This is a genomic window from Micromonospora sp. WMMD708 (genome assembly GCF_049315245.1).
GTDB lineage: Bacteria > Actinomycetota > Actinomycetes > Mycobacteriales > Micromonosporaceae > Micromonospora > Micromonospora wenchangensis.
Window position 1 is genome coordinate 5,635,081 of the sequence record NZ_CP186060.1, and the last position, 14,849, is coordinate 5,649,929.

Here is a 14,849-nt window from a genome sequence, read left to right on the forward strand (position 1 = left end):
CGAGCCGGGTGTGACATCTCCCCGACGCCGCGCCGGCCGGGCCGGCGCCGCAGCGCGTCGACCGACCCGGCCGGGCGGCTCAGCGCGGGGCGTCGGGGTCGTCGCGGCGGAAGGTCCGGGTACGGTCGCCGTCGGTGTCGGTCGTGCCGGTGGTCGGCTCGCCCGGCTGCCGGGGGATCGCCTGGGTCGGGTCGGCCGACGGGGGCTGCCCGAACGGCGGAGCCGGCTGCGGGGCACCGAACGGCGGAGCGGACTGGGGCACACCGAACGGCGGAGCCGACTGCGGTGCCGCACCGGCGGGCGGGGCCGACTGGGGCGCACCGAACGGGGACGCCGACTGCGGGGTGCCGAACGGCGGGGCGGACTGTGGCGGGGCGAAGCCGGGCTGGCCGTACTGCCCGGCGCCGGGCTGACCCGGGTAGCCGGCACCCGGGTAGCCGGCCTGCTGCTGCGGCCAGCCGGGCTGGGGCTGCCCGTAGACGCCGGGCTGCGGCTTCGGCTTCGGCACGTGGTAGAGGGTGCGCCAGATCCGGTAGACCACGAAGGCGGCCACCCCGAACAGCGCGAACCAGGCGGCCCGGGTCAGCATGCCGAGCAGGGCGTCCAGCACCTCCGCCTCGGCCAGCCGGCCGACCAGCCAGATCAGGAAGGTCAACACGCCGAACAGGGCGGCGAAGGCGTACTCGCCGATGGCGAGCTGGGTGAACTGCCGGGCCCGGCCCGACACCGGCGCGAGGTGGGTGACCAGCAGCACGGCCAGCAGCGGCAGCACCGTCGACTCGACGCCGACGAAGGCGAAGAACTCGCTGCCCGCCCGCCCCGAGAAGGTGCTGTAGTCCGACGTCGGCACGAGCAGCCGGACGAACCCGACGAAGAGCAGCACGGCGTTCGCGCCGAGCAGGACGAGCGCGGCGAGTTCGCGCAGGGGTGCGGTGATCTGGCGGGCCTGCGACGCGTCGTGCGACGCGGGCTCGGCGGGGCTGGTCACGAACTCTCCCTCGGGGCGAAACGGACAGAGGCCGACGTGAGCCTAGTCTCCCGGGCCGCCCGGCGGCGGGTCACGTCCCGTACGGGAGGATGGACGGCATGCGCATCGTGGTTCTGACCGGCGGAATCGGGGGTGCCCGATTCCTGCTCGGCGTCCGGGCGTACGCCCGCGAGGTGGGTGCCGAGGTGACCGCCGTGGTCAACGTCGGCGACGACCTCTACCTGCACGGCCTCAAGGTCTGCCCCGACCTGGACAGCGTCCTCTACACCCTCGGCGGGGGCGCCGACCCGGAACGCGGGTGGGGGCGGGTCGGCGAGAGCTGGACGATCAGGCAGGAACTGGCGGCGTACGGGGCCGAGCCGGGCTGGTTCAACCTCGGTGACAAGGACGTCGCCACCCACCTGGTGCGCACCACCATGATCAACGCCGGCTATCCGCTGTCGCAGGTCACCGAGGCGCTGGCCGCCCGCTGGCAGCCCGGCGTACGGCTGCTGCCGGCCACCGACGACCGGCTGGAGACGCACGCGGTGGTCGACCTGGACGGCGAGCGGCGGGCCATCCACTTCCAGGAGTGGTGGGTCCGGTACCGGGCGGGCGTGCCCACCGACCGGTTCGTCTTCGTCGGCGCGGACACGGCCAAGCCGGCCCCCGGGGTGGCCGAGGCGCTGGCCGCCGCCGACGTGGTGCTGGTCGCGCCGAGCAACCCGGTGGTGAGCATCGCCCCGGTGTTGGCGGTGCCCGGCCTGCGTGACGCGGTCGCCACCGGCCCCGCCCCCGTCGTCGGGGTGTCCCCGATCATCGGCGGCGCACCGGTGCGCGGGATGGCCGACCGCTGCCTGGAGGTCCTCGACGTCGAGTGCAGCGCGGCCGGGGTGGGCCGGCTCTACGGTGGGCGCAGCGAGGGTGGCCTGCTCGATGGCTGGCTGGTCGCGCCGGAGGACGACGGGGTGGCGGTGCCCGGGGTGACCGTCCGCGCGGTCCCGCTGCGGATGACCGACGAGGCGGCGACCACGGCGATGGTCCGGGCCGCGATGGAGCTGGTGTGAGACTGGAGATCCTGCCGGTGCCCGGCATCGGCGACGTGACCGAGGGCGACGACCTGGCGGTGCTGATCGGCACCGCCGCGCCGTGGCTGCGCGACGGCGACGTGCTGGTGGTCACCAGCAAGATCGTGTCGAAGGCGGAGGGCCGGCTGGTGGACGTGCCGGCCGACGGGCCGGAACGGCTCGCCGCCCGGGACGAGGTGCTCGCCGCCGAGACCGCCCGGGTGGTGGCGACCCGGGGGGCGACCCGGATCGTGCAGACCCACCACGGCTTCGTGATGGCCTCCGCCGGGATCGACGCCTCGAACGTGGACAAGACCCGGCTGGTGCTGCTCCCGGTCGACCCGGACGCGTCGGCGCGGGCGCTGCGCGCCGCCCTGCGGGACCGTTACCGGATCGACGTCGCCGTGATCATCAGCGACACGATGGGCCGGCCGTGGCGCAACGGGCTGACCGACGTGGCGCTCGGGGTCGCCGGGATGCCCGCGATCCGCGACCACCGGGGCGAGGTCGATCCGTACGGCAACGAGCTGCAACTGACCCAGATGGCGGTGGTCGACGAACTGGCCGGCGCGGGTGAACTGATCAAGGGCAAGTGCGACCAGGTGCCGGTGGCGGTGGTCCGCGGCTACCTGCCGGTGATGTCGCCGGCGGCCGACGGTGTCCGGGAGCACCCGCCGGCCGGGGGCGACGGCGTGGACCTCCGGTCGGCCGGGGGCGACGGCCGGGACGACCGGCCGGCGGTCCGACTGGTCGACGACGGGGCCGGGGCCGCCGCCCTGGTGCGGGAGAGCGCGCTGGACCTGTTCTCGCTCGGCACCGCCGAGGCGATGACGGCCGGGCTGCGCGCCGCCGCGACGCTTGCCGACGGCCCCGGCGAGGCACCTGTCGACCCGGCGGCCGTCGACCGGGCGATCGCCGCGGTGGCCGAGGTGGTCGCCCTCGGCACCACCTTCACCCACGTCACCGACGACGAGGTACGCGCCGGCCTCGTCGCGACCGTCGACGGCTGGCCGGCCGGGGCCACCGGGCTGGTGCTCGGCGCGGCACCCACCCCGGTCGACCAGCCCGACCTGGTGCGCTTCGGTGCCGACCTGTACCGGCTGCGGATCGCGCTGGCCGCCGAGGGGGTCCCGTCCACCCTGCTGCCCCCGCCGACGGGCAGCATCGCCAGCGCCTGCCTGGCCCTCTGACCGGCCGGTGGCCGGGCCGACGGCCGGTGATCGGGCCGAGGACCCGGCGATGATCGACACGCGGTCGCCGAAGTTGCGGTATCCGCTCCACGGGATACCGCAACTTCCGCACCATTGCGCCTGACAGCCGCCCCGCCGGCGGTCAGGCGTCGAGCATGGCCCGGCCGAGGGGGGTCAGGGTGTGCAGGACCGTGTTGCGGTCCCGGCGGCTGACCAGCAGCCCGGCGTTACGCAGCACGGCGGTGTGCTGACTGGCCGCGGCGGCCGAGATGTGCAGCCGGCGGGCCACCTCGCCGGTGGTCGCGCCGTCGTCGCTGGCTTCGAGCACCGCCGCCCGGGTGCGGCCGAGCAGCGCCGCGAGCGCCTCCCGGCCGCCGTTCCCGGCGGGCCGCCCACCCTCCCCCGGTAAGGGGTCCAACCCGCCGAGCCGGTCGGCCGGGTAGACCAGCACCGGCGGCAGCGCCGGGTCGAGCAGCGCGACCGGGGTACGCGCGCAGAAGAACGACGGCACCAGCAGCAGCCCCCGACCGTCCAGGTGCAACTCCCGCCGGTTCGGATAGTCCACGACCTGGAGCACGCCGGAGTCCCAGCGCATGCCCGGTCGCAGGCTCGCCAGCAGCCCCTCCGCGCCACCGTCGAGCAGCGCCCGGGCCCGTACCGCGCGGTCGGCCTCCACGGCGGCCCTGATCCGCCCCCAGTACGGGTCGATCGCCACCGACCGGTACTGCGTCATCGACTCGGTCAGGTGGCGCAGCACGTCCGGCTCGCCCCGGGCCAGCGCGGCGGCCGACGACGGCAGCGGGTTCGCCTCGGCCAGCAGGTTCAGGTCGCGGCGCAGCAGCTCGGTCGGGGTGGACCGGACGGCGTCCAGGCCCGCCTCGAATCCGTCGAGGCTCTGGTAGGGGGTGAGGAAGTCGGGGAAGTAGCCCCGGGGCGGGTTCAGCGCGAACAGCAGCCGGAACTGGTCGGCGGCGGTGTCCCGGCGCAGCCCGGCGGCGACTCCCTGACGCCAGCGCGCCATCAGCGGGTCGCGGGTCCGGCCCTGGAGCAGGTGCAGGCTGAGGACCAGCTCCCAGACCGGGTCGGCGGCGGGGGCGACCCGGGTCCGGAGGATGTCCTCCCGGGAGAAGTGGATGGTCAGCATGGAGCGCTCCTGGGGCGGGGCAGGGGGAGGCCGCCGACCCACTGAACTGTACCGGGCGGCACTTATCTCCACTTTTAAGCGTGGGCTGAAAGACCTCGACGCCCGTCCCGCCGATTGGCATGCTCCTACTGCCCGGTACGACACGCGGGGTTCTTCCCGCTGCCGGTCGGGCGGGTCGGGGTCCACCGAAGGTGGCGCCCGGGAGGCACTACGAGGGTCTGCGGCCCTGGTTCCGCAGAAGTGTCACCCGGGCCCCACCGCCCCTGTCGGCGGGTGGGGTCAGCCGATCCAGAGCGCCACCCGGTGGTCCTCGTCGGTGACGTAGAAACTGCGTCCGTCCATCTCGGCCACCCCCTCGACGTTCCGGAACGGTGCCAGCTCGGCCGCCACCTCGCCGGCGATCCGGCCGTCGTCGGCCGGCTCCCACCGGAACCGGACGTGCCGCGAGGTGACCTCGCCGCCCGTGGGGTGGTCGTCCAGCAGCACCGATCCCTTGCCCAGCGCGTCGATCGAGCCGACCACCGCCGCGTACCCGCCGTCGGCGGTCGGGGTGACCGCGCGGAAGCCGACCAGCGCACCGGGCGGGGTCACCCCGGTCAGCACGTACGCCCGGCCGGCGCGCGGCCAGCCGCCGCCCGGGGTGAACATCTGCGGCACCCCGGCCAGCTCGACCAGGACCGGTTCCCCGTCCACGGTCACCGGGAAGCGCAACCCCAGCAGCACCGTCCCCTCGGGGGTGAACGCCGCCGCCTCCACGTTCAGCGGCAGGTCGTCGTCGGCGAGCCGGCGTACCCAGGACTTGGCCCGCGCGGTGCCCCGGGCCACCGTCTCGCCGATGAACCGCTGGCGCACCCGGTCACCCGGCGGCAACGGGGTGAACGCCGCCTTCACCAGCGCGTCGTTCACCGCCCGGTGCACCCGGAACCGGTTGCGGACCACCTGCACCGGCAGCGTCCCGGTGGCCGCGTCGTCCTCGCGGAAGCGGGCCACGAACGCCCGCCGGGGGCGCAGCGGGCCGGCCTTGGACCCGAAGTGCGACCCGAAGACGTACACCCAGCCGTCGTGTGCGGCGAGCGCCTCGCCGTCCTCGGTGCGGCCGTTCTCGACCCCGGCGTCGGCCGGCACGTGGTGGGCGACCCACTCGCCGTCGGTACGTTCCAGCAGCAGGGCGAGGCAGTGTTCGACCGGCCCCTCGTCGAGCACCGTCCAGAAACCACGTACGGCGTCGTGTGCCCGCAGCAGGGACCGGGAGCGGACCGGCAACAGGTCACTGGCCTCGTTGCCGGCGACCACGAACTCCAGAAGTCTCAGGTTCACCGCGCCAGGGTACGGAGCACGCGCTCGTAGAGTGTCGGAATGCCCGACGCCCTGCCCGCCCCTCCCCCGGCCGCCTCGACCACCCCACCCCACCCCACCCGGCCGGTCGAGGCCGGCGGGAACAGCGCACTGCACGCGGACGCGGTGGCGGTGCTGACCGGGTGGACACCGACCGGGCCGGACGCCGCCGGGGCCCGGGACCGCACCCTCGGCCTGCTCGCCGACGGCCCGGTCGCGCTGACCCGCCACCACCTGCCGGGTCACCTCACCGCCAGCGCGCTGATCCTCGACGCGGCCGGGGAACGGGTGCTGCTCTGCCTGCACGGGAAGCTGCACCGCTGGGTGCAGTTGGGCGGGCACTGCGAACCGGGTGACGGGACGCTGGCCGGGGCGGCGCTGCGCGAGGCCACCGAGGAGTCCGGCATCGCCGGGCTGGTCATCGACCCCGTACCGATCGACGTGGACATCCATCCGGTGCGCTGCCAGGGCGGCTCGCTGCACCACGACGTCCGGTTCGCGGTCTTCGCCCCGCCCGGCGCGGTCGAGCAGGTCAGCGACGAGTCGGAGGCGCTCGGCTGGTTCCCGACCGACCGGCTGCCCGAGCCGCTCGCCGGGGGGACCGCCAAGCTCGTCGCGCCGGCCCTGGCCGTGCACGCCCGCCGGAACCGCTGACCGCGCCGACCGGCTCCCCGCCGACGACGCTCCGGCCCGACGGGGCACGTCCCCGGCCCGCTGACCGCGCTGCGGCCCCCGCCCGGGGCCGGGCCGTCCGGCGGTCGGAGCGTGCCGCCGCCGGGCGGGGGTCAGGTCGTCCGGTGGTTCAGACCAGTCCGTCCTCGCCCCGGGCCTTCAGCTCGTCGACCAGCGCCTTGACGTCCTGCGCCCGGTCACGCGGGCACACCAGCACCGCGTCGGGGGTGTCCACCACGATCAGGTCACGGACCCCGACGGCGGCCACCAGCCGACCCGACTGCGGCACCACCACCAGGTCGTGGGCGTCGTGCAGCAGCACCCCCGGCTTGGCGTCGGCCCCCAGCACCACGTTGCCGTCCGGGTCGGCCGGCAGCACCTCGCCGAGGGTGTGGAAGTCGCCGACGTCGTTCCAGCCGAAGTCGCCAGGCACGGTGGCGACCCGACCGGCGGTGGCCGCGCCCTCCATCACCGCGTAGTCGACGGAGATCTTCGGCAGCGTCGGCCAGACCGTGCCGAGGACGTCGTCCTGCTCGGGACCGCCCCAGGCCGCGGCGATCGCGGTCACCCCGGCGTGCAGGTCCGGCTGCTGGCGGGCCAGCTCGGCGAGGAAGACGTCCACCCGCCAGACGAACATGCTGGCGTTCCAGAGGTGCCGGCCCGAACGCAGGTACGCCTCGGCGACCGGCGCGGCCGGCTTCTCCTTGAACTCGGTCACCGGGCGCAGCGGACCGTCACCGGTCGGCTCCCCGGTCTCCAGGTAGCCGTAGCCGGTCTCGGCCCGGGTCGGGGTGATCCCCACCGTCATCAGCAGACCCTGCTCGGCCCCCTGGACCGCCGCCCGGACAGTTTGCACCCAGGCGGCCGGGTCCCGGATCAGGTGGTCGGCGGCGAACGACCCCATCACCGCCGACCCGTCGCGCCGCGCGATCACCGCCGCCGCCAGCGCGATGGCCGCGCAGGAGTCCCGGGGAGACGGCTCCACCAGGATGTTCTCCTCGGGTACCCCGCGCAGTTGCCGGGCCACCGCCGCCGCGTGGGCGACGCCGGTGACCACCAGGACACGTTCCGGTGTGGTCAGCGGCGTCAGCCGGTCGACGGTCGCCTGGAGCAGCGACGCGTCGGTGCCGGTGAGCGGGTGGAGGAACTTGGGGTGCCCCGCGCGGGACAGCGGCCACAACCTCGTGCCGCTGCCACCCGCCGGGATGACGGCGTAGAGCATCAGCACATCATGCCCGAACCGTCCCAGGTCGGATGGCGGCTCGGCCGTACCGTCAGCGACCACTCAGGAACGGGCCCGGCTCCACGCGGCGATGTGCACCTCGGCGCTGGACGCCCAGGTGAACTCCTTGGCCCGGTCGAAACCGGCCTTGGCCAGCGACGACCGGCGCTGCTCGTCGTCGAGCAGGGCGGCCAGGTCGGTGGCGATCTGGTCCGGGTCCTCGCTGGTGTAGGCGACCGCGTCACCGCCCACCTCGGGCAGCGAGAGCCGGGGGGTGGTGAGCACCGGCGCGGCGCAGGCCATCGCCTCCAGGATCGGCAGGCCGAACCCCTCACCGTACGACGGGTAGGCGGCGACCAGCGCGCCGCCGAGGAAGCCGGGCAGGTCGGCGTAGCGCAGGTAGCCGGGGCGCAGCAGGCGCAGGTGCGACGGGACCTCGGCCACCGCGCGGTCGATGTCGTCGTCGTGCCCCTGGCCGCCGGCGACCACCAGGGCCGGCGGGTCCTCCCGGTCGGCCACCGCCCGCGCCCAACCCCGGATCAGATTGGGTACGTTCTTGCGCGGTTCCTTCGCCCCGAGGAAGGCGACGTAGCTGCTGCCGCCGAGCCCGAGCCGGGCCCGTACCCGCGCCTTCTCCTCCTCGCCCGGGGCGTGGAAGGCCTGCTGGTCGACCCCGTGGTAGGCCACGTCGATCCGGGTCGGGTCGGCGTCGAGCAGCCGGATCAACTCGTCGCGGGTGGCCTTGCTCGGCACGATCACCCGGTTGGCCCGGCGCAGCGACGTCTTGATCGCGCTGCGGAAGAACGTCCGGCGGGACTTGTCGTAGTGCTCCGGCTCGGTGAAGAACGTCGCGTCGTGCACGGTCACCGTGACCGGGCAGCCGGCCCGCAGCGGGCAGGTGTAGAACGGCGAGTGCAGCACCTCGGCACCGACCTGCTGGGCGAGCAACGGCAGGCCGGTCTGCTCCCAGGCGAGCCGGGCCGGGCGGTGGGCGACGGCGGCCGGGGCGGGGATCACCTCGGCCCCGGGCAGCATCCGGGTGTAGCGCTCCAGATCGGTGCGGAGGCTCACCACGACCAGGTCGACCGTCTGACCGCACACTGTGCCCAGGGCGCCGAGCAGGCCATCGACGTATCTACCGACGCCGCCTCGGTCGGCGGGGACACTCGTGGCGTCGATGAGCACGCGGGGCGGGCGACCGGCGGTCACGGGGCGACTCCTTGCAGTGGCGGGTCTGTGGGGAACAACACTCCGGGCAAGCCTACGCCGGAGCGCGGCGCGGACGCTGACTCCGACCCGACCGTACGCCGACTTGTCATCGCCATCGGATACGGACGGCGGGGGCGTATCGTTCGCGCCGATGGCCGACAACATTGCCCGGGTGTTCGCCGCCGCAATCGCGGCCGACCCCGCCCGCCCCCTGCTGACCTGGTACGACGACGCCACCGGCGAGCGCACCGAACTCTCCGGCGCGACCCTGGCGAACTGGGTGGCCAAGACCGCCAACCTGCTGGTCGACGAGCTGGCCCTGAGCCCCGGCGACCCGGCCGGGGTGCTGCTGCCGCCGCACTGGCAGACCGCCGCGGTGCTGCTCGGCTGCTGGTCCGCCGGGTTGACGGTGCGTGACGAGCCGGGCGCCGTGGACGTGCTCTTCGCCGCCGTCGACCGGGTTGCCGAGGGGGACGCCTGGCCGGCCGGCGACCGCTACGCCCTGGCGCTCGCCCCGTTCGCCGCCCCGCTGCGCGAGGTCCCCGCCGGGTACGCCGACTACGTGGTCGAGGTACGCACCCAGGGTGACCACTTCACGCCGTCCACCCAGGGCGGTCCGGCCGACGCGGGCCTGCTGGCCGAGGCGGACGCCCGCGCGACGGCCCTCGGCGTCTCCCCCGGCGACCGGCTGCTCGTCGACGCGGCGGTCCACCCCGACCCGCGCGACTGGCTGCTCGCTCCCCTGCTCCGCCGGGCGACGATCGTGCTGACCGGCAACGCCGACCGGTCCCGCCTCGCCGGCCGCGCCGACACCGAACGCACCACCCGCACCCTGGCCTGACCCCGGTCCTGCCGCGCGCCCTGCCCCACGGCGCGCCCCGCCCTGTCCCAGCCCCGGCCCCTGCCTGGCCCCGGCTTCTGCCTGGCCCCGGCTTCTGCCTGGCCCCGGTGATCAAGAGGTTCGCGTCAACTGTTCGCGGCCTGTTGACGCAAACCTCTTGATCACCCAGCTCGGGCGGGGTTGGGGTGCGGTGATCAAGAGGTTTGGGGCAGGAATGGCGGGTGGGGTGACGCAAAGCTCTTGATCAGCGGGGCGAGGCGAGGCGAGGCGGGGCCGGCAGGGGCGGGACGGGGCGGGTGGGCAGGGCGGCGGGGTGGGGTTACGGGGTGGTTCGGGTCTGGGCGAAGGCGGCGAAGGCGGTCAGCGACTCGGGGTTGGCCAGGGCGCCCTTCGCGGCGGCCGACTCGACCGGGGTGCCGGTGAGGATCTTCTTGACCGGCACCTCCAGCTTCTTGGACGACAGGGTGCGCGGCACCGCCCGGACCTGGTGGATCTCGTCGGGGATGTGCCGGGGCGACAGGGCGGTACGCAGCTCCCGGGCGATCTTCTTCCGCAACGCGTCGTCGAGTTCCAGGCCCTCGGCGAGCACCACGAACAGCAGCAGCTCCCCCGCGCCGCCCTCGTCGTCCTCCAGGTGCACCACGACCGAGTCGACCACCTCGTCGAGGCCCTCCACCACCGAGTAGAACTCGGCCGTGCCGAGCCGTACGCCGCCCCGGTTGAGGGTGGCGTCGGAACGGCCGGTGATCACGCAGCCGCCCCGCTCGTTGATGGTGATCCAGTCGCCGTGCCGCCACACCCCGGGATAGACGTCGAAGTACGCCTCGGCGTAGCGGCTGCCGTCCGGGTCGTTCCAGAACCCCACCGGCATGCTCGGCATCGGCGCGGTGATCACCAACTCGCCCAGTTCGCCGAGGACCGGTGTGCCGTCGGCCGAGCGGGCCTCCACCTTCGCCCCGAGCGCCCGGCAGGTGATCTCCCCGGCGTGCACCGGCAGCAGCGGCACCCCGCCGACGAAACCGGTGCAGACGTCCGTCCCACCGGACAGGGACTGGAGCTGGAGGTCGGTGCCGACCGTGTCGTACACCCAGGTGAAGCCCTCGGCGGGCAGCGGCGCGCCGGTGGAGCCGACCCCGCGCAGCGCGGACAGGTCGGCGATCTGCTTCGGCACCAGGCCGGCCTTGCGGCAGGCCAGCAGGAACGGCGCGGACGTCCCGAAATAGGTGGTGCCGGTCTCCTCGGCCAGCCGCCACAGCGCGCCCAGATCGGGGTGGCCGGGGTTGCCGTCGAACAACACGATCGTCGCCCCGACGGCCGGCCCGGAAACCAGGAAGTTCCACATCATCCAGCCGGTGGTGGTGAACCAGAAGAACCGGTCGGCCGGGCCGAGATCGTGGTGCAGGGCCAGCATCTTGAGATGTTCGAGCAGGATGCCGCCGTGCCCGTGCACGATCGGCTTCGGCAGCCCGGTGGTGCCCGAGGAGTAGAGCACGTAGAGCGGATGGTCGAACGGGACCGGGGTGAAGGTCAACGGCTCGTCGGTCTCCGCCGCCAACTCGGCCCAGCTCAGAGCATCCTGCGGTACGTCGTCGGAGCCGGTCGCGTGCAGGTAGGGGACGTGGACGGTGTGGGTCAGCGACGGCAGGGCGGCCCGGATGGCGGCCACCTCGGCCCGCCGGTCGACCGGCTTGTCGCCGTACAGGTAGCCGTCCACGGCCACCAGGACCTTCGGGGCGATCTGCTGCCAGCGGTCGACGACACTACGGGTGCCGAACTCCGGGGCGCAGGACGAGAAGATCGCCCCGAGGCTGCTGGTCGCCAGCAACAGCACGTACGTCTCGGGGATGTTGGGCGCGTATGCGGCCACCCGGTCCCCGGCGACGACGCCGAGCCGGCGCAGCCCGGCCGCCACCCGGCGGACCTGCTCGCGCAGCTCGGCGGCGGTCAGGGTGACCGGCGGGCGGGTCTGGGAATGCGCGACCACCACCGGATCGTCGTCGGCCCGGCCGGGCATCCGCAGCACGTTCTCGGCGTAGTTGAGCGTCGCGCCGGGGAACCACCGGGCACCGGGCATCGCCGCATCGCCCAGGGTCGCCGTCTGCGGGGTGTGCGCCACCACCGCGAAGTGATCCCAGATCGAACGCCAGAAGGCGTCCAGGTCGGTGACCGACCACTGCCACAGCGCCTCGTAGTCGGCGAAGTCCAACCCCCGGTGCTCCCGCAGCCACCGCAGGTAGCCCCCGATCCGGGACCGCTCGCGTACGTCCGCCGGCGGCGTCCACAGCACGTCACCCACCGCTCCACCCTCCCTGAGGCCCCACACGGCACTGTGCCCGGCCATGCCGCCATCTTGCCTACCTCGCAGCGCCATCATCCACACCGGGGCCCGACACGGAAACGTGCCCCGCGCACACAATCCGTCCCCACCTGCACACACAGCCCTTCACCACAGGGGCCGGCCTCGGGCTGGAGGCCGGACCGGGCCGGACTGGGCGTGGGCCAGCCAGGGCTGGGCTGGGGCTGGAGGCCAGGGCGCAGCCTGGGGCTGGGGCTGAGCCGGGCCCGAGGCCACAGCCGCGCTCAGGCTCGGCCCGGCTCAGGCTCGGCCCGGCTCAGGCTCGGCCGGGCTCAGGCTCGGCCGCGCTCAGGCTCGGCCGGGCTCAGGCTCGGCCGGGCTCAGGCTCGGCCGGGCTCAGGCTCGGCCGGGCTCAGGCTCGGCCGGGCTCAGGCTCGGCCGGGCTCAGGCTCGGCCGGGCTCAGGCTCGGCCGGGCTCAGGCTCGGCCGGGCTCAGGCTCGGCCGGGCTCAGGCTCGGCCGGGCTCAGGCTCGGCCGGGCTCAGTGATCAAGAGATTCGAGTCAGCTTTCAGCCTGAAGTTGACGCAAACCTCTTGGTCACCGACCCACTCCCCGTTGATCAAGAGGTTGGCGTCAGTCTCGCGCCGCACACTGACGCCAACCTCTTGATCACCGGGGCGAAAGCAGGCGGGACGAAAGCGGGCGGGGCGAAAGCAGGCGGGCGGGGTCAGGAAGCGGACGGGGTCAGGAGGCGCGGTGGGCTTGGATGGCGCGGCGTTTGGCCAGGCGGTGGGCGCGGCGGATCTCGGCCTCCTTGTAGCGGCGCTCGTCCTCGACGGTCTCCGGAAGCACCGGCCGGACCGCCCGGGGCGCGCCGCCCACGTCCACCCCCACGAAGACCAGGTAGGCGGTGGCCACCCGGACCGGTTCGTCCTCGGCCGAGTCCCACCGCTCGGCGACCACCTTCACGCCCACCTCCATCGAGGTGTTGCCGGTCCAGTTGACCTGGGCGTGGGCGTGCACCAGATCGCCCACCCGGACAGGCTCGGAGAAGACGATCTCGTCGATCGAGGCGGTCACCGCCGTACCGCCGCTGTGCCGGGCCGCCGCCGCTCCGGCCACGTCGTCGACGAACTTCATCAACACCCCACCGTGCACGGTCCCGTACAGATTGACATCGACAGCGGTCATGATGCGACTCAGCGTGACCCGGGAGTACGACGTCGGCTTGCCGGCAGGGGTGGTGGGGTGCTCGGTCATGGCAGAAACGGTACGGTGCGCCAATGCGACATCTCTGGAGCTTCCTCGCCGGGTTGGTGGTGGCGCCCGTCACGTGGGTGTTGATCACTCTCGGGCAGGACGGGTCGGGCCGGACCGTGGACCGCTGGGTGGAGATCGGCACGTACAGCACCGCCAACCTGATCGAGCCGGCCGTCTACCTCGGCGTCGCCGGCATCCTGCTCGGCCTGGTCGGCACGCTGCGCACCTCGCCGGTCGGCCCGCTCGTCGCCGGGCTGCTGCTGGTTACCCCGTACGTCGGGATGTTCATCGCACCGTTCACCGTGCTCGACCGGATCCCGGGCGACTGGAAGGTGCTCGGTGACCCACTGCCGCTGCGCCAGCCGGTGCAGGACGGCACCCTGTTCCTGATCGGCCTGCTGCTGATGATGGCGGTGTTCAGCGCCCAGCGGTGGCGGCGCTGGCCGCAGCCGGCGACCGGCGCGGAACCGGCCCCGGCCTACGACGACACCCCGCCGCCGCCCAGTTTCGCCACGAGCGACTGGCCGCCGCCCCCACCGCCCCGCAGCGAGCCGGACACGGCCCCGCTCACCCTGGGCTACCCCGATCTGGACACCCCCACCGAGCCACTGCCCCGGCGGACCAGCAGCGAGTCGCCGTGGTCGGCACCGCCGCGCTACGGCGCGAAGCCGGAGAACAGCCCCGACAACCGTTGACACCGCCGGGTGGGCCGGACCGGAGCCGGCCCACCCGCACCCGGCCCTTCCACAACCGGGCCACGGTCAGGCCGGTTCTGGTTCAGTCGGACGGCGACCAGGGGTCGACGGGCAACTCGTAGACGAGTCGGTAGCGGTCACCGGGGAACACGATGTCGGCGGTCTCCACTGCGGTCTGCCCGGCGAAGTAGGTGCGCTCGACTTCGATCACCCACCTGCCGCCACGCCTGTCGAGTTCGAGGGCGGCAGCCTCGTCCGGCATAGCCGGCCGGGTCGTCACCTCTTCCACGAACCGGTCGATGGCCACGCCGATGGAATCCATCCGGGCGATCACGCCGATGATCGGCCCCCGCTCGGGATACTCGATCGGCGTACCGCCGGTGACGGCCAGCGGCTCGTACGAGTCGGCGAGCTGTATCGGCACGCCGTCGGCCAGGTAGCGGTATCTGGTGTGCATGATGATGTCGCCGGGCTGGATGCCGAGCCGTTCAGCGGTACGGGGCGTCGCGGGGATCTTCCTGCTCTCGGCATCCCAGCTCGGTTGCTTGCCTACGGCTTCGCTGTCCCGGGCGAACGGTGACGTGCTGCCGATGCGGTTGCGCAGGTCCCGAGAGTGGGCGCGACGCACGAGCGGTGTGCGACTGCGGACGTAGTTGCCCGACCCTCGTCGACCTTCGATGAGCCCTTCGCTGCGGAGCATGGTGAGGGCATGCTTGATGACGGTGCTGGAAAAGCCCCAGCGCTGCTGGAGTTCCCTCTCGGTGGGCAGCTTGTCCCCAGAGGACAGTTCACCGCCAAGGATCTGCTGACGCAGGTCATCCACGACGCGCTGATAGTTGGGCCGCTCCCTGCCGGTCATGGATGACCCCTCCACGTTGACGCGCCTGCTCGCGGTCAAGTCGACCACGTCTCCGCAGGCGCAGCAAACAATGTCGAACGTTCATGATCTAA

Annotated in this window: 13 protein-coding genes; 5 read left to right on the forward strand and 8 right to left on the reverse strand. The window is 73.7% G+C overall.

The window, feature by feature from the left end:
- Positions 1–79 precede the first annotated feature (79 nt).
- Complete coding sequence (locus ACN260_RS24735) at positions 80–988, reverse strand: hypothetical protein (RefSeq protein WP_422753276.1); 909 nt, start codon at positions 986–988, stop codon at positions 80–82.
- Between the two features lie 98 nt (positions 989–1,086).
- On the opposite strand from ACN260_RS24735, the gene cofD reads away from it, so the two are divergent.
- Together cofD and ACN260_RS24745 are read left to right on the forward strand one after the other, a co-directional pair.
- Positions 1,087–2,034, forward strand: coding sequence for a 2-phospho-L-lactate transferase (gene cofD, locus ACN260_RS24740; RefSeq protein ID WP_422753277.1), 948 nt, complete (start codon positions 1,087–1,089; stop codon positions 2,032–2,034).
- Positions 2,031–3,224: a coenzyme F420-0:L-glutamate ligase gene (locus ACN260_RS24745; protein WP_422753278.1), complete on the forward strand. Its 1,194-nt coding sequence runs from the start codon at positions 2,031–2,033 to the stop codon at positions 3,222–3,224. Before cofD ends, ACN260_RS24745 begins: the two co-directional genes overlap by 4 nt.
- 142 nt (positions 3,225–3,366) lie before the next feature.
- Here ACN260_RS24745 and ACN260_RS24750 read toward each other — a convergent pair whose 3' ends face one another.
- Both ACN260_RS24750 and ACN260_RS24755 read right to left on the reverse strand, forming a co-directional pair.
- Positions 3,367–4,368 (reverse strand): ArsR/SmtB family transcription factor, encoded by a 1,002-nt coding sequence (locus ACN260_RS24750; RefSeq protein WP_422753279.1) that lies wholly within the window; start codon positions 4,366–4,368, stop codon positions 3,367–3,369.
- 279 nt (positions 4,369–4,647) lie between these two features.
- On the reverse strand, positions 4,648–5,685 hold the full coding sequence (locus tag ACN260_RS24755) for a hypothetical protein (RefSeq protein ID WP_422753280.1): 1,038 nt from the start codon (positions 5,683–5,685) through the stop codon (positions 4,648–4,650).
- A 39-nt stretch (positions 5,686–5,724) separates the two neighbouring features.
- Here ACN260_RS24755 and ACN260_RS24760 point away from each other — a divergent pair, with 39 nt between their 5' ends.
- A complete protein-coding gene (locus ACN260_RS24760; RefSeq protein ID WP_422753281.1) occupies positions 5,725–6,357 on the forward strand; it encodes an NUDIX hydrolase in 633 nt (210 codons plus the stop codon).
- A 148-nt stretch (positions 6,358–6,505) separates the two neighbouring features.
- On the opposite strand, the gene ACN260_RS24765 is transcribed toward ACN260_RS24760, so the two are convergent.
- On the reverse strand, positions 6,506–7,597 hold the full coding sequence (locus ACN260_RS24765; protein WP_422753282.1) for a mannose-1-phosphate guanylyltransferase: 1,092 nt from the start codon (positions 7,595–7,597) through the stop codon (positions 6,506–6,508).
- Between the two features lie 63 nt (positions 7,598–7,660).
- Positions 7,661–8,806, reverse strand: a complete 1,146-nt coding sequence (locus tag ACN260_RS24770; protein WP_422753283.1) for a glycosyltransferase family 4 protein — start codon at positions 8,804–8,806, stop codon at positions 7,661–7,663.
- A gap of 151 nt (positions 8,807–8,957) precedes the next feature.
- On the opposite strand from ACN260_RS24770, the gene ACN260_RS24775 reads away from it, so the two are divergent.
- A complete protein-coding gene (locus tag ACN260_RS24775; RefSeq protein WP_422753284.1) occupies positions 8,958–9,647 on the forward strand; it encodes a TIGR03089 family protein in 690 nt (229 codons plus the stop codon).
- Between the two features lie 319 nt (positions 9,648–9,966).
- Here ACN260_RS24775 and ACN260_RS24780 read toward each other — a convergent pair whose 3' ends face one another.
- Positions 9,967–11,943, reverse strand: a complete 1,977-nt coding sequence (locus ACN260_RS24780; protein ID WP_422753285.1) for an acetoacetate--CoA ligase — start codon at positions 11,941–11,943, stop codon at positions 9,967–9,969.
- 744 nt (positions 11,944–12,687) lie between these two features.
- Positions 12,688–13,203, reverse strand: a complete 516-nt coding sequence (locus ACN260_RS24785; protein ID WP_422753286.1) for an acyl-CoA thioesterase — start codon at positions 13,201–13,203, stop codon at positions 12,688–12,690.
- A gap of 23 nt (positions 13,204–13,226) precedes the next feature.
- Between ACN260_RS24785 and ACN260_RS24790 the strand changes: the two genes are divergently transcribed.
- Positions 13,227–13,898: a hypothetical protein gene (locus ACN260_RS24790; protein ID WP_422753287.1), complete on the forward strand. Its 672-nt coding sequence runs from the start codon at positions 13,227–13,229 to the stop codon at positions 13,896–13,898.
- An 82-nt stretch (positions 13,899–13,980) separates the two neighbouring features.
- Here the strand turns inward: ACN260_RS24790 and ACN260_RS24795 are convergent, their stop codons facing one another.
- Positions 13,981–14,757 carry a GntR family transcriptional regulator gene (locus tag ACN260_RS24795; RefSeq protein ID WP_422753288.1) on the reverse strand — a complete coding sequence of 259 codons (777 nt, stop codon included), beginning with the start codon at positions 14,755–14,757 and terminating at the stop codon, positions 13,981–13,983.
- Positions 14,758–14,849 lie beyond the last annotated feature (92 nt).

Coding starts and splice junctions, on each gene's coding strand:
- cofD (WP_422753277.1), top strand. CDS start 1,087: ATGCGCATCGTGGTTCTGACCGGCGGAATCGGGGGTGCCCGATTCCTG.
- ACN260_RS24750 (WP_422753279.1), bottom strand. CDS start 4,368: ATGCTGACCATCCACTTCTCCCGGGAGGACATCCTCCGGACCCGGGTC.
- ACN260_RS24760 (WP_422753281.1), top strand. CDS start 5,725: ATGCCCGACGCCCTGCCCGCCCCTCCCCCGGCCGCCTCGACCACCCCA.
- ACN260_RS24765 (WP_422753282.1), bottom strand. CDS start 7,597: ATGCTCTACGCCGTCATCCCGGCGGGTGGCAGCGGCACGAGGTTGTGG.
- ACN260_RS24775 (WP_422753284.1), top strand. CDS start 8,958: ATGGCCGACAACATTGCCCGGGTGTTCGCCGCCGCAATCGCGGCCGAC.
- ACN260_RS24785 (WP_422753286.1), bottom strand. CDS start 13,203: ATGACCGAGCACCCCACCACCCCTGCCGGCAAGCCGACGTCGTACTCC.
- ACN260_RS24790 (WP_422753287.1), top strand. CDS start 13,227: ATGCGACATCTCTGGAGCTTCCTCGCCGGGTTGGTGGTGGCGCCCGTC.
- ACN260_RS24795 (WP_422753288.1), bottom strand. CDS start 14,757: ATGACCGGCAGGGAGCGGCCCAACTATCAGCGCGTCGTGGATGACCTG.